Origin of the sequence: Amycolatopsis sp. NPDC004625, assembly GCF_040609695.1 — a bacterium.
Classification (GTDB): Bacteria; Actinomycetota; Actinomycetes; order Mycobacteriales; family Pseudonocardiaceae; genus Amycolatopsis.
In genome coordinates this window covers 47,946-62,611 of record NZ_JBEXKX010000012.1, presented here as the reverse complement: position 1 = coordinate 62,611, position 14,666 = coordinate 47,946, and the positions used below count along the sequence as shown (strand labels likewise).

Genomic DNA, 14,666 nt, shown 5'->3' with positions numbered 1-14,666 from the left:
GCGAAACCCCGGCCGCTGCGGGACGGGGGGTGCGCCCATATTGAGGGAACGCCCGTCGCCGGCCGCTGGACTTGATATCGGAAAGCGGCGGGAAACGCAACAGCGCGCATTCCACGCATCACTCGTGTGGGTGAGGTGCGGTGGGAAGAACTGTCGGCCTGTATGGTTTGCGTGACGGTGTAGCCAGCTATGGCCGCAAGGGGAGGACCGTTGGTGTTTCAGCTTGACCACATCGTGCTCGCGGAGCTCGACGTACCTGATGCCGTTACCGTGGATGCGCAGCTGAACGAGCTGCTGCGACCCGGTGGCGAGCGCGTCGAGCTTGCCGCCGAATACGAGGCCCGGGATCCGAGCGGAGCGATCAGAGTCGTCGTCGACGCGGCGTGCCTGGTGATCAGTGTCGGCATTCAACGAGCGTGGGCGTCCCGGATTCCGGCGTCCCAACTGGCTGGAGAGCTGTTTCGGACGTACGTCACGGCTGTTCAGCGCGCCACGGTCGTCAGACTCGCCAACACCAGTGAGCCGGCGGCCGCGCAGCCTGCCGAGGGGATTGCTGCCCTCGACGAATCGTTGCCGTTTGACGAATGGATCGCCGCTATTCGCGCGCGGATGGACGAGGTCGACGCGCAGCTGGACCGCATCCACCGTCTGGACGCCGACCGTCCGGCTCCCGTGGTCGATGACGTCCGGAGTCCCCGCGGGTACTTCGTGCTGCACCTGCGGGGCGGCAGTCCCGCGGGGATGACCGGGTCGGTCGAGGTGCTGGAGAAGGCTGGTTCGGACCGCCTCCAGCTGGATGTCCTGGAGATGTTCGCCGCGGCCGGCCTGGCCGTGCCCGCCCCGTCGGCGCCGTCGCGTTCAGATCGGCAGCTGCCGCCGGAGGACGAGGACGTCTTCGAGTTCCGCTACGACGATTAGGGGGCAACAATGGTTGGTTACAAGGTCATCACCTCGGCCGTGCGGGCCGAGGGAACGAAGTGGCGTGGCCTCGCCGACACTCTCGGCGCAGTGAACCCGGTGGTGAAGAACGCGACGCTGGGACCGGCGGCGTTCTTCGTCGGCGATCCGCTCACCTTGGCCACGGAAGCGTTCAACGCCTCCCTGCTGAGCGACACCTACGAATCCTTGCGCTCCTACGTCGAGCAGGCGGTCGAGGGCGGGATTCTCGAGTTCGACCAGATCGACAACGCGCTGCAGAAGACAGCGCAGATGTATGAGCTGGCGGAGCAAGTCACCGAAGTCGACCTGAAGAAGATCTACGGAACGGCGCCACAGTAGCCATGACCACGCCCGCGGGCCCCGAGGCTCTCATCGGCCCTCTCGACGACATGTTCGGCACGATCGAGCGCGAGATCGGCACGATCATCGACAAGTACAACGCCGCGGTCAGCCACATCAACGACTGGAAATACGTTCTCGGCCCCGCGCTGATCTGGATCTCCGATGCCCTGAACAAGGTCCGCGACGGCCTGGACAAGGTCGTGAAGCTCGTGCGGTACGCCGTCGAGCACCACATGCCGGTCGTGTCGCTGGTCATCCAGAGCTTCAACTGGCAGGACCACGTCCAGAAGGACGTCTCGGCGATGGTCGGCTCGGTAGAGGCTCCCGCCGATCCCAACCTGGCCTACTGGGAAGGTGCGGCGGCGACGGAGTACCGGAACCGAGCGAAGATCCAGCGGGACGCGGTGGACGCGATCGGCGGCCAGGGCGGGAAGGCGGATGCGATCAGCAGCTGGCTGCTGAACATCGCCAAGCTGAACGTCGAGTTCATGAACGGCCTGGTCGACATCGTCGCCCAGTTCCTCGGTGCGCTGGTGACCGCCGCGCTCGAAGGCGCCACGGTCGTCGAGATCCCGTTCGCGGTGAAGGATCTGGCCGGCGCGATCGGTGGTTTGGTCACCGGGGGGATCAACCGGCTGGCCGAGATCGCCACTAAGCTGATGGAGACCCTGACCATCGTGCGGGACGCCAAGGGGCTGATGAACGACCCCCGGCTGCCCGGTGGCAAGTGGCCCCAGGCGGTCAACCTGTGATCAGCGGGGTGCAGCCGTGAACGCATCAGCCCCCCAGGGCTTCCCGCCATACCCCTACGGGCCGCCTCGGCCACCGAAGCGTGGCCTCGCCCCTGGCTGGATCATCGCGATCGTGGCCTTCGGTCTGGTCGTCGTGGTCGGTGCCGCCGTGGCGGTGTTCGCGGTGCTGAACCGGGGCAGCGGCTACGACGCGGTCGAGGGCAAGTACGGAGCCGGCCCACTGGCCAGTTGCGACGACTTCGCGGCCCGGGAAAGCAACCTGCCGCCGAAGAGGTCCGACACGCCGCTGGGGGGCACCCAGGGCTGGCTGTGCACCTTCACCGACGAGGCGAGCAGGGTGACGGTCGACCTGGACGTGGAAGTGACCAATGTGGCCCGGCAACGCAGCAGGTTCGAGGTGCAGACCGGGCCGGCCGGCTACGTGGTGGACCCGGCAGTGCACCTGGGGGAGCAGGCCGCGTGGGGACCGATCGCCACCGGGAAGACTTGTGACCTGCTCGTGTTGGACAGCAACGCCACGTTGAAGATCGGGCTCGACGACGGGAATGCCGCCAGGGACGCCACCCAGGCCTGCAAGGACCGGGTCACGACCATCGCCCAAGTCCTCTATGCCGTGATGCAGCCGCAATAGTACGGCGGGGAGGCGTCACGTACCCGACGTGAGCCTGGCGCCCGCCACCCCGTGGGCGGCCGCGAATACCTATGTACGGGGACGAGCCGGGGGAGCCAGACTCTCCGCCGATAAGCCCGGGGTTGAACCGGGCCAGGTCAGCCGATGCCGAGCACCGCCTTCGCCGTGGTCCAGTCGTCCAGCATGGCCGTCTGGGCCGCGGACAAGGTGACCTGGTGAGCGCAGACAGCCTTCTTCACAGCGTTCTCGACGGAGTCCTTGCTGTAGGAGTTCTCGTCACCGGAGTGCGGCTCAGGCCAGAGGTTGCGCGGGTCCTTCGGCGCGCCGCCGAGCTCCAGCGGGAGGAAGTGGTCCTCCTCGTAGTCGGCCATGTTTGTGTCGGTGTAGCCATAGTCGATGATGCCTTGCTTCTTCAGCCCGTTGGTGTAGGTGGTGGACGGGCGGATCGTCGCGGTCCAGCCGGACACGCAGATCGTCGAGCCGATCGTGGACTGGGTGACGTCCGGGTTCTTCGCGCCCGGGGTGCAGGCCGGGTCCGGCAGGGGCAGGTAGGCCTGCGAGCACGACGCCGCGGTCGACAGCGGCGCGGCGGCCGTGTGGCCGGCGGCGTAGGCAGGAGCAAAAGTCGCGCCGGCGGTGGCGGTGACCGCGGCGGCCGTGAGGCATACGCGAAGTACGGAGCGGCTCATCATGGTCCTTTCGCAAACATCATGGAGTCTGCCGAACAGGTCGGGTGTGCGTGGTGTTCACCATGCGCAGGCGACGGCGACGACACGGTGACAGTGAAGAAGCCACCAGATGACAGCGCCACTGCAGAACCGTTCACCGCGACGAATTCGTGCCACCTCGTCCGGAACATCCCTACCTTCGGCGGGCCGGCCACACTCGGGTACGGCGTGGCGATGCAGGCAACGCCCCCGGAGCCGGTAGAAAATGGACCCTGTCAAGTCTTGTCCCACGCTCGAGGGCTTGCATTCCTCGCCGCAGCTGCTGACGCAGGAGACTCCCGTGTCCCTTTCTTTCTCCGGCACGCGCCTGTGGGCCGTCGCCGCACTCGCCACGCTGGCGCTCGCCGGCTGCCACACCTCCCTCGCGGCAACACCGACCTCGACTTCACTCTCAGCGCCGCCGGCCGCGCCGGGTGAGCTGCCGGTCGGGAACTCCGCCGCGGCGATGCCCGGTCCGGGAACCTGCACGCTGGGCCACCGCGACGGCCAGCCCCTACCTGACCCGCACTGCACGCCCGGGGCGGTCAACTCGGCCGTGCGGCAGGACACCATCAAGGACACGATCTGCCAGGCGGGGTGGACCAAAACTGTCCGGCCGCCGACGTCGAAGACGAACTCGATGAAGGCCGCGTCCGCCCGCTCCTACAACCTGACCCCGGGCGACAAAGGTGAATACGACCACCTGGTCAGCCTCGAACTCGGCGGTGCCCCCGATGATCCGCGCAACCTGTGGGTCGAACCCGGCACCATCCCGAATCCGAAAGACGCGGTCGAGAACAAGCTCCACGCCGCCGTGTGCGCTGGTCTGATCCAGCTTGCTCCAGCTCAGCAGGCCATTGCAGCTAACTGGGTCACGGCGTTCGACACCGTCGGCTTACGCATCGCCAACGGTAAAGTGTGCTTGCGTGACAAGCCCACCAGTTGCGTGACCAGCCACCGCGGTGACGAGGACGGCAGTTGACCTCGCACGGAGTTCGGCACAGCCAGCTCACACCAGCCCGTAGCCTGCCTGATATCGGACGCGTTGTCGGCCAGCACCAGCACCGCATCGGCGCGATCGGCGAGCACTGATCGGCACAACGCGGCCATGGCGTCGACATCGCGAGGAATGCGTTCCTCGTTTACACTTAGGCTCCGTAACAACGAATCGAGCGCATGCTCCGTCCCGATCGGCACCGCCTTCGTAGCCGTGCAGGTCGATGAACAGCACCCCGCCGGGGAGCCAGCCGGCCTCCACCGCGGCGTGGCAGGCGTGCACAGCGAGCGCTGTCTTGCCGACCCCGGCCAGTCCGGCCACCGCAGATACAACCACGGCACTGTTCGAGGCAAGCAATCCGACCGCCGTCGCCAGCTCGGCCTCTCGGCTGGCGAACGCGGCCACCCGTCTCGGCAGCTGCCGCAACATCGTCTGCGACGTGGCCTCCGCCATACCGATGGTGATGCCACCGTGGACAACTGCTGCCTGTACGACCACGCCAGCGGTACCGCCGAACGTGTTGTCGTGGGCGATAGGACCGACCCTTGCGTCGTTTGTCCCCGTATCGTCTGGATCCACCAACCCTGCCCATCCCATTGGAAGACGCTTGCCTTTGCATTTATTGCACGTGATGCCGTGTTGCCGCCTGTTTTAAAGGTCGCAAATGCACGCCCATCGGCATAGGGCCGGCGTCGAAGCTATGTAGCCGGACGGGTATATAAGAAATGGCTACCCTGGATGAGACGGTTGTCACTCGAACGGGGCAACATGTGGCCGAGCGAGCCAGCCGCGGTAGTCGCTGTCACGTCGGAATAGGGCGATGCTCCCTGGTTTTGCGGGGCGCGTGTATCAATCAGGCCATAGGCCGAGCCTAGTGAAATGTTCTCGAACATAATCGTTTACTTGGTCCTGGATTTCTTCGATCAAATCCAGTGTTCGGCGGGACTCGGCCCAGGCTTCGTCCTGTCGTCCGGTTGCTGCGTGTGCGCGAACGATTGTGACGTGCGCGCGGACGGAACTGACGTGGTCTTCGCGTGATCGGCATAGACCCACGGTCTCCCTGCCCCGTAGGACTGCCTCGACGTAGTCGCGTCGCTCGAGGCTGACCTCGCTGAGTTCGAGGAGAACCGCCACCGTCTGCGCGTGGTCGGCGGGGTGGTGGGTGTGCAGCTCTGCGGCTTTCTGTAGCTGGGTGGCCGCGACGTCGGTGAGGCCTCGCCGACGGGTTAGTCGGCCGAGGTGGAGCAGCGCTTGTGCTCGTCGGCGGTGGTCGGGCAAGCGCTGGAACCCTTCTTCGGCGGCGGTCAGGTGCTCGAGTGCTGCCGCGAGGTCGTTGACGTGGCAGAGGTCGATCCCAAGTTGCAGGCGTGTACGCGCGGCCAGGGCTGGCTCGTCGATGCCGGGCTGCAGCGTCAGTGCTTCATAGGCTCGCGCGGTCGCCAGGTCGTGTTCGCCTGTCGTGCTGTAGTGAGTGGCTTGCAGCAGCAGGGCTTCGGCGAGGCCACGCTGGTCGGCTATCGCGCGAAACAGAGTGGTAGCCAGGTAAGCAGACGTCAAGGTCGCGTCATGGTTGCCGAGGTGATGGTGGAGCTGAGCGAGGCCGGCGTGTGCCTCAGCTTCGCTGCCGCTTTCGTGGGTGGCCACCGCTGCGGCGAGAACGATCTCGTGGGTGTGGTGCCAGTCGTGGAGGCTGTCGCCGATCTCCAGATGCGGACGTAGCGTGCGAAGGATGGCGACGGCGTGACCAAGGTGGGTGGATGCGGCGCGCCGGACGTTCGCGGCCATGCTGGCACGTTCACACTCCAGCAAGGCCTTCGCATCGGAGTAGGGATCGCTGGGGGCGTTGTCCGGGTCGGGTATCTGAATCTCGGTATGCGGGCGGGTGGGGGACAGAGTTTCGGCGATGTGGGTGGCGAGCGTGGCGGTCCAGTCGAGCAGACGGGTCTTGGCGCGGGCCCGGGTGTCGGCGGGGTCCATCTTGATGGCCAGCCGTTCACCTGCAGCCCGTGTCAAAGTGTCCATCGAATAGCCGTCACCGCGCATGTCCACCAGGTGCAGGTCGCTCAGGGCCTTGAGATGGCGGCGTGTCGTTTCCGGGCTGGTGCCGTCCAGCGCCGTCGCTGCAGCGAGGCTTAACGTCGGATCGATATGCATGCTCAAAGTCCGGAACGTCCTGGCCGAGCCGGCGGAGAGGCGGTCGTAGGACCACACGATCGACGCGAGCAACGTCCGGGTGTCGGACTCGCCGGCCAGGAGCAGATCGTCGGGTCTGGGCGGCTGGGTTGAGGTCGTTGTGGTGAGCGCGTCGGCGAGGAGCCGGATCGCTCGGGGCAGACCGCCGGTCAGCTGACTGGCGGCTTCGGCCGTCAGTGTGCTGGCGGGTGTGTACGAGTCCGGGACCAGGGCGGTGAGCAGGCTTGCGGTCTCGGCGGGTGTGAAACGTTCGACGACGAGCCGGTAGGCGCCGTGATCGTTGACCAGGTCAGTGAGGCGGTGTCGGCTGGTCACGATCACCACCGAGGCGGCGCTGCCCGGCAACAGGGGTGTCACCTGTTCGGAGTTGAGCGCGTTGTCCAGAAAGATCAAAACTCGCCGTCCCGCCAGTTTCGTCCGCAGTTCGCGCTCTCGCAGCACCGGGGTGCTGGGCAGGTCAGGCGCGGCGACACCGAACGATTCCAGCAACTCCGTGACGATGGCGTCGGGGTTTCTGGCAGGTGTGGGGGAGTAGCCGGATAGGTCGGCGTAGAGCTGGCCGTCGGGAAACTGCTCCTCGATCATGTGTCCCCAGCGCAGCCCGAGCTGGGACTTCCCGACGCCGACCGGTCCGGTGATCACGACGATGAGCGTCGAGGTCGGACCGTTCATGTGCGCTCTGATCAGCCGCTGTTCCAGCTCGGTGAGGTGTCCGGCGCGGTCGACGAATTCGCTGACCGAGAGCGGCAGCTGTGCAGGCGGGATGGCGCGTAACGCAGCTTGTGTGCGGCGATAGTCGGCGTGTTCGACCAGCTCACGATCCTGGAGAAGCTTGCGGTAGTGCTCTTGCAGTTCCCGGGGAGGGCTGGTGCCGTACGACTCGGCGCAGCGGTCCCGGATCTGTCTCCAGCAGGCGTCGAAATCCTCGAAGTGCCCGAGCCCGTTGAGGGCGCTGAGCCGCAGCGCTGCGAAGGTGACGTCCTGCTCGTGCCGCGCTGGTGCGGCCTCGAGATAGCCCAGTACTTGGTGAAGGTTGCCGCGGTTCAGCTCGATCGTGCACAGGGCCTGGTAACCGGGTAGCAGCTCGCGGTCCTCGAGGTCCTCGCGCTCGCCTTCCATCCAGAGCGTGTCCAGGCCGCTGACGACCTCGCCACGCCACAGGGCTACTGCTTTCTCGAGCGCTGCGGCGGCTCCGTCGAGATCATTCGTTTCGCGCGCCGCTCGGCTGGCCCGGACCAGCTGCTGGAACTGAAGGTAATCGAGGGTGTCCGAGCGCTGAAAGAACGTGTAGCCGCCGTCGTGGGTGAGGATCTCGGCGCTGGCACCGACTGTTCGAAGCGTCTTACGCAGCCGGCTGACGTAGGCCTGCAGCGTCTTCCTCGCGAGCCGGGGCGGGTCATCCCAGAGCGCCTCGATGACAGTCTGGGTGCTCACGAGCTTGCCGTGGCGCATCGCCAGCACACCGAGCAGGAACCGTTCCTTCGCACGCTTGAAGTCGATCTTCTGGCCGTCACGTCGCAGCTCCACGCTGCCCAGGATCTTCAACTCCATTGGGCTCCTCTGTCACCCCACGGAGTGCCGGCCAAGGGACGCGATGACGTGCACCCTAACGCCGGGCAGCCGGGCTGCGCCGCTGGTAACCGCGGCTGTCAAGGATCTGTCCTGTTGATGGCAACCGCAGTGTCAACCTGCAGGCCGCACGATCGGGATCGTACGACCGGCCCAGCGGAGGTGGCCAGATGCCAACACCAGACGACGTCGACTGTCGGGAACAGAACGAACTGATCGTGCACGCGAATCCACGATGTCTGCCCAGTACGGTGCCGGCCGCGGCCGCGAGCTCGAACTCGCGGCGACGCTGGCTGCGACGGCTGCGGACGAACACTGCCGACGTCGCGGTCCAGAAGTCGGCCGATTCCTTGGCCACACCACTGCCGCAACAGCCGGGCCCGGCTGCACTACATCGGACCATCATGGCTGTTGACGTTGAAGAATTCTCCTCCCCGTGGCGCACCAACGCCGACCGCCTCACCGTCCGCTCCGGGCTCTATGAGGCCGTCTACTATGCGCTGCTGAACTCCGGAGTCGTCTGGGAGGACTGCCACCATGCCGATCTCGGCGACGGCATCCTCGTGCTCGCTCCATCCACCTACCCGAAGGCCGTCTTCAGCGAACAGGTGGTTCCGGTCATCGCCCGGGCACTGATCGGCTACAACGAGGAACACTTGCCCGCTGAACAGATCCGACTCCGCCTAGTACTTCATGCCGGTGAGGTCACCTACGACGCCTACGGAGCGACCGGCCAGGCGATCGTTCACGCGTTCCGCCTGCTCGACTCCCCGGCGATCAAGCAGGAACTCGCACAGTCACCGGGAAGTCTGGCACTCATAACGTCGGCATGGTTCTACGACGAAGTCATCCGCCATAGCGCTGTCAGCCAGCCTGACCGGTACGTACGGGTCATGATCCACGTCAAGGAAACCGTGGCACCCGCGTGGATCTATGCCAAGTACGGTGACGGCCCTTTCGGAGATCTGCGGCAACCCGGCTGAAGATCGATGAGTCAACGCCGCCACCTCATCTGAGACCGAACTCGCGGGCAAGATTTACCTGGTCTGACATACGAGCGGTGTAACCCGGGTTGTACGGTTCAGGGACTCACCGGCGCCGAGTTGCTGGTGGCCGGCGGTGCGTCCCAGCTCTGATCTCGCTCAGTCGGGCACGACCGGCAGGTGGAACCGCATGCGCAGGCTATGGTCCAGCGGTTCGGCGGCGACCTGCCCGCCGGCTGGTCGGCCTCGGCCGCGTTGAAGCTGGCGACGTCGCGGGGCCATCTGCATCACCTGCTCCTGGAACGAGGGCACCCCGAGTGTCCGGTCCAGGGAGTCGGCCAGCAGCTTCGGGACATGCGTCGGCTGGTGCCGCTATGCGTAGCGTTCAGCGGCGCCGCGTCCGCGAAGGAGCTGTGCGACTAACGCCGCTCCGCGACCAGCCACACCAGTTTGCGGAACTGGCCCGGCTCCAGCCCGGTGAACGGGCAGTCCGCTCCGGCCACAACACTCGGATCGCTTGCACCACAGGAATATGATCGGTCTGCCGGACACCGGGTACGAGACATCCCTTAGGTCAGGCTCAACACGACACCGGTCTGACCCGCCGGGACTTCGCCGTGATGGGGAATCACGGTTCCGGCCGCAAACGTCTCGATGATCAGCATCGGCAGCCCGGGGTTGTGCACGAACCCGGCGCCGTTGGTCTCTCGGCGTCTCGGCGGTGCGTAGCCGGCGGCGACAGCCGCGTCGATCTGGGCTTGGAGAACTTCGGCGTTTTCACCATCTCGAAGGGTAATAACCCCCAATACCAATGGTCCGTTGGCGCCTTTGCCGCCCGAGAACGCGTCCCTCAGGACGACGCCGTTCCGCGCGCCGATGCGATCCGCGACCGCGGAGAGGTACGTACCTCGCTGCCTGCGCTTGCGCCCGAAGACCATGGTGCCAGGCTATCTCGTGGTTTAGCTCTGTAAGCTGCCGAACGCTGAACTCGCGACGATCGCTGTGCTCAGGATGCATGACCCTAGGTATGCGCCGCGGTCACAAGCTCGTGTCCGCCGAACGAGCGGGTTCCGCCAGTGGACTACATCTCCGCTCCGAACCGTAACACATGTGTGCGTCGAGTCGTCTCCATCGATGTGGCCACGAGCATGTCCGCTGCTTTCCTCCCGAGCCGGGAACTGCGGCACGTCTCGGCGCACTTTGCGCAATAAGGCGATGGAGCCAGCAACCTGGTGTGCTCGGAATCAGGCAGGGAAAGGAACGGCAGTGGGGGAACCGGGTGGCGAGCAGGTCAGCGTGAGCGGAGTCGACCGGCTACGCCGGGACAGCGAGCTGGCCGCGGCCGAGGCGCTGGGCAGCCGGGCCGTGGACGCGTATCCCCGGGACCCGGCCGCCTGGGTCGCACTCGGGCGGGTCAAACTGGCCCAGCACCTGCTCGAGGACGCGCTCGCCTGCTTCGAGCGGGCATTGCGCTGCCCTGAGCCGACACCGGAGGCAGCAGCCTGGCAGGTCGCGGCCTTGAGCCGGCTCCGGCGCTTCGACGAAGGACGAGAAGCGGCCGAGGCGGCCCTTGACCGGTTTCCGCGCAGTCCGGACATTCTCGTCGCTCATGCCCGGTCGTCGATCGACCAGTACGAATGGGCGGCGAGCCTGCCCATCTTCGACCAAGCGCTGGAAATAGATCCTCACCACGCACAGGCACTGAAGTGGCGGGCTGCGGCTTTGCTGTCACTTCGGCGGTTCGACCAGGCAGAGACCGCCGCGCGGGAGGCTGTCGACCGATGCCCGGGCGAAGCCGACCTCCTCGTGCGGACGGGCTGGATACACGCAAATCAGTATCGTTACGAAGACGCCCTGGCGTGGTTCGAACGAGCCTTGGAAGCCGACCCCCGTCACAGTTGGGCTTTACGATCAAGGGTGAACGTCCTGCGACGGTCTCGGAGGTTCGCCGAGGCTGAAGTGGCCGCACGGGAAGGCATTGAGCGGCGCCCTGCCGACCCCGGCCTCATGATGCGAATGGCTTGGCTGCGTGATGACCAGTACCGGTACGAAGACGTCCTGGCCTGGTGCGACCGCGTGCTGGAAGTCGTTCCCCGCGACAGCTCGGCGTTGGCTTGGCGGGTCAGCGCTTTACGGTCATTGCGAAAGTTCGGTCAAGCAGAGGCTGCCGCACGTGAGTCCATCGACCGGCGCCCCAACGAACCGATCCTCCTGGTCCAGATGGGTTGGGTGCACGGCGACCAGCTCCGAGACGAGGACGCTTTGGGCTGGTTTCAACGCGCCTTGGAGATCGACCCCCGTCACGATTGGGCTTTGCGGTCGAGGACGGCAGCTCTACGACGGCTGCGAAGGTTCGACGAGGCGGAGTCGGCCGCACAGGAGAGCATCGACCGGCGTCCCGACAGCGTGGACGCGTTGGTACAGGTGGGCCGGTTGTACGATGACCAGTTCCGCTACGAAAAGGCGCTGAAGTGGTATGACCGTGCTCTGGAACTCGATCCTCGCGACGCGTCGGCGCTGGAGTGGCGAGGAACGGCACTGCGTCGGCTGCTGAGGTTCGACCAAGCCCAAACTGCCTTGCAAGAGGCCATCGAGCTGCGCCCCGACGCACCCAACCTCCTCATCGAGATGGGCTGGGTACACAGCGACCAGTCCCATTACGAAGACGCCTTGACGTGGTTCGAGCGGACCCTGACCGTCGATCCACGTCACGGCAAGGCGTTGGAGTGGCGAGGGAAGGCACTGCGCTGGCTGCGACGGTTCGAGCAAGCCCAGATCGCCTTGCAAAAGGCTATCGAGCTACGACCTGACGAACCCGGCCTTCTGGTGGAAATGGGGTGGGTGAAGCGTGACCAGCTTCAGCACGAAGAAGCATTGACTTGGTTCCAGCGAGCTCTCGACATCAACCCGGACCACGACCGGGCACTCCGCTCGCGGATATCGGAGCTGGGAGCGCTGAGAAGGTTCGATGAGGCGGAGACTTTCGCACGGGAAGCCATCGACCGGCTTCCGCTCGATGTGCTCATCATCCTTCAGATGGCCTGGCTTTGTGAAGATCAGTTTCGCCTTGAAGACGCTCTGACCTGGTACACCCACGCCTTGGAAGTCGACCCGCGCGATGCCTCGGCGTTGACGTTCCGGATCTTGACCCTGCGGTCATTGCGAAGGTACGACCAAGCGGAAGCCGCGGCACAGGAAGCGATCGAGCTACGTCCTGACGATCCTGGCCTCTTGGTGGCAATGGGCTCGGTACACAGCGACCAGTTCCAATACGAACAAGCCCTGACCTGGTTCCGACGCGCTCTCGACATCGACCCTCGCAACGGCTGGACACTCCAGTCGCAGGTAGCGGCGCTGCAATCGCTGCGAAGGTTCGACCAAGCGGAAGCCGCGGCACGGGAAGCGATCGAGCTACGTCCTGACGATCCTGGCCTCTTGGTGGCAATGGGCTGGGTACACAGCGACCAGCTCCAATACGAACAAGCCCTGACCTGGTTCCGACGCGCTCTCGACATCGATCCTCGCCGCAGCTGGGCGCTGCGGTCGCGGGTGGTTATCTTGCGCCGGCTGCGCCGCTTCGATGAAGCCGAAGCGGCCGCAAGCGAAGCCATCAAGCTCCGCCCCGACGAACCTGACTATCTTGTCGAGATGGGCTGGGTACACAGCGGCCAATTCCACTATGCCGATGCGTTGACATGGTTTGAACGCGCTCTGGAGATCGACTTACGGCACGCCCACGCGCTGGAGTGGCAGGTGACCGCTCTGCGGAAACTGCGGCGATTCGACGACGCCGAAGCTGCCGCGCGGAAAGCCATCGAGCTGCGTCCCGACCTTCCAGATCTCCTCATGGAGATGGGATACGTTTACGATGACCAGCTACGCTACGAGGAGAGTCTCGGGTGGTTCGACCGGGCGCTCGCTCTGGATCACAACCACGTCGAGTCGATCACCGCACGGTCGGGCGTGTTGCGCTCGCTGCGCCGGTTCGACGAAGCCGCGCAGCATGTGACGAGCGCGCTCGAGCGAATGCCGTGGGAACGCACGCTCCGCAGCGAGCTGGTTTGGATCCATCACGACAACCGTCAGCTGGACGAAGCGGAACGCGTCGTCAGCCGGCTGCGAGCCGACAGCGGGAGCCCCCGCGAGCAGGCGGAGGCACTTTCCCAGGCCGGGTGGGTCCGCTTCGCCGCGGGGGAATACCGGATCGCCACCGAGTTCTTCCGGGCCGCGCGCGAAAAGAATCCCGAGAACCTTAGCTATCGGTTCGGCCTGGCGTGGTGTCTGGTCCGGCATGTGACGCCACAGGCTCGTGACGAAGCCGAACAACTGTGTTTCGCCGTGCTGGACGAGAATCCGGTGAACCATTCGGCGCATACGTGCCTCGGTGTGCTGAACTACCAACGTCAGCGGTTCACCCAGGCGGAACAACACTTCCGGAAAGCCGTCGAGTTGGACGACCACCACGCGAGTCACGTCGATCTCGGTGCCTTCTACTCGCAGCTCGGCCGGTTCGACGAGGCGGAGCAGTACCTCAACGCCGCGCTCGAACGCGACTGGTACGACGCACAGGCCCATGTGGAACTGGGCCACCTCCAGATCCAGCGCGACATCGAGGACCCGTCCGCGAAACAGGGCGCCGACGCCGTGCGCCACTTCCGCCAGGCCAGACAGATCGATCCGGCCAACGGCAGCGCCAGCCTGGGGCTCGCGCTCGCCCTCACCAGATCGGCAGGCGACTTCACCGAATCCGAGGAGGTACTCCATCAGGCTCTCCGCCGCCCGGACTGCGACCTGCCCCGCTGGCAACTGCTCGTGGCCTTGGCGAAGTTGCTGATCGGACGAGGCGACGCCACCCAGGGGCGCCAGTTCTACACCGACGCCCTCGCACACGCGCAGGAAGCCATCGCGCGAGCGGCCGGCGAGGCGGAGCCGTACTTCGTCGCCGCGGTCGCCCGCTACAAGCTGGCGGAGACCGCCGGCGATTTTCCCGCGAAACCCGCTCAACGGCGCCGAGCCGTCCGTGATCTGCGGCGCTGTGTGCAGATCGACCCGGGAAACGTCGAGGCACAGCGCAGCTTGCGGATCATGGAAGAAAGCCTGCGGATCACCCGGAGCAGCACGAGGGGCAGCGTTGTCGTCGTCAGCATCGGCGTAGCGACCCTCTTGGCCTTGTGGATCGCGTTCTTCCTCTCCAACAAGATCACCGGGGTCATGCTGATGACTCTCACACCGGTACTCGTCGGCTTGGTGGTCATCGGGCTGGTCCTGCCGTTCCTGATCCGACTAAAGCTCCCCGGCGGCGTCGAAGCAGACCTGACAGCCAGCATCCGGCAGATCTCGTCCGGCCCCACCGGCGAAGAGACCTTCGGTCCAGGTCGCTTCAACGTCATCGCTGCCACCACTGGTCCCAAAGGACAACTCCCTCGGTTCTGATCCGATGCTGCGGGCGAGACTGCGCTCTGGGAGGTTTGCGAGCGCGGCCACGGACGTGCGAGTGAGCGGCGCAGCCACTCCTGGAAGTGGCGAGCCTCTTGGACGCCAACGGCATCCCCA

At 65.6% G+C, this 14,666-nt stretch carries 10 protein-coding genes and 1 pseudogene; 7 read left to right on the top strand and 4 right to left on the bottom strand.

Annotation, left to right across the window (positions count from 1 at the left end; translation table 11 throughout):
• Window positions 1–213: 213 nt before the first annotated feature.
• The 4 genes from ABZW17_RS16015 to ABZW17_RS16000 all read left to right on the top strand — a co-directional run bounded on the left by ABZW17_RS16015 (window position 214) and on the right by ABZW17_RS16000 (window position 2,664).
• Entirely contained in the window at window positions 214–918 is a 705-nt protein-coding gene (locus ABZW17_RS16015) for a hypothetical protein (protein WP_354813914.1), read from the top strand.
• Between the two features lie 9 nt (window positions 919–927).
• Window positions 928–1,278: a hypothetical protein gene (locus tag ABZW17_RS16010; protein WP_354813912.1), complete on the top strand. Its 351-nt coding sequence runs from the start codon at window positions 928–930 to the stop codon at window positions 1,276–1,278.
• A 2-nt stretch (window positions 1,279–1,280) separates the two neighbouring features.
• On the top strand, window positions 1,281–2,033 hold the full coding sequence (locus tag ABZW17_RS16005; protein ID WP_354813910.1) for a hypothetical protein: 753 nt from the start codon (window positions 1,281–1,283) through the stop codon (window positions 2,031–2,033).
• Window positions 2,034–2,145: 112 nt separating this feature from the next.
• A complete protein-coding gene (locus ABZW17_RS16000; protein WP_354813908.1) occupies window positions 2,146–2,664 on the top strand; it encodes a hypothetical protein in 519 nt (172 codons plus the stop codon).
• A gap of 137 nt (window positions 2,665–2,801) precedes the next feature.
• On the opposite strand, the gene ABZW17_RS15995 is transcribed toward ABZW17_RS16000, so the two are convergent.
• Entirely contained in the window at window positions 2,802–3,353 is a 552-nt protein-coding gene (locus ABZW17_RS15995) for a hypothetical protein (RefSeq protein WP_354813906.1), read from the bottom strand.
• 319 nt (window positions 3,354–3,672) lie between these two features.
• On the opposite strand from ABZW17_RS15995, the gene ABZW17_RS15990 reads away from it, so the two are divergent.
• Window positions 3,673–4,353 carry a hypothetical protein gene (locus ABZW17_RS15990; RefSeq protein ID WP_354813904.1) on the top strand — a complete coding sequence of 227 codons (681 nt, stop codon included), beginning with the start codon at window positions 3,673–3,675 and terminating at the stop codon, window positions 4,351–4,353.
• Window positions 4,354–5,217: 864 nt separating this feature from the next.
• Here ABZW17_RS15990 and ABZW17_RS15985 read toward each other — a convergent pair.
• Window positions 5,218–8,112, bottom strand: a complete 2,895-nt coding sequence (locus tag ABZW17_RS15985) for a BTAD domain-containing putative transcriptional regulator (RefSeq protein ID WP_354813902.1) — start codon at window positions 8,110–8,112, stop codon at window positions 5,218–5,220.
• A gap of 188 nt (window positions 8,113–8,300) precedes the next feature.
• Between ABZW17_RS15985 and ABZW17_RS15980 the strand changes: the two genes are divergently transcribed.
• A complete protein-coding gene (locus ABZW17_RS15980; protein ID WP_354813900.1) occupies window positions 8,301–9,113 on the top strand; it encodes a hypothetical protein in 813 nt (270 codons plus the stop codon).
• 159 nt (window positions 9,114–9,272) lie between these two features.
• Here ABZW17_RS15980 and ABZW17_RS15975 read toward each other — a convergent pair.
• Window positions 9,273–9,461 (bottom strand): annotated as a pseudogene (locus tag ABZW17_RS15975) (hypothetical protein); the annotation flags it as partial.
• Window positions 9,462–9,682: 221 nt separating this feature from the next.
• Complete coding sequence (locus ABZW17_RS15970) at window positions 9,683–10,051, bottom strand: hypothetical protein (RefSeq protein WP_354813898.1); 369 nt, start codon at window positions 10,049–10,051, stop codon at window positions 9,683–9,685.
• 358 nt (window positions 10,052–10,409) lie between these two features.
• Here ABZW17_RS15970 and ABZW17_RS15965 point away from each other — a divergent pair, with 358 nt between their 5' ends.
• On the top strand, window positions 10,410–14,546 hold the full coding sequence (locus ABZW17_RS15965; protein ID WP_354813896.1) for a tetratricopeptide repeat protein: 4,137 nt from the start codon (window positions 10,410–10,412) through the stop codon (window positions 14,544–14,546).
• Window positions 14,547–14,666 lie beyond the last annotated feature (120 nt).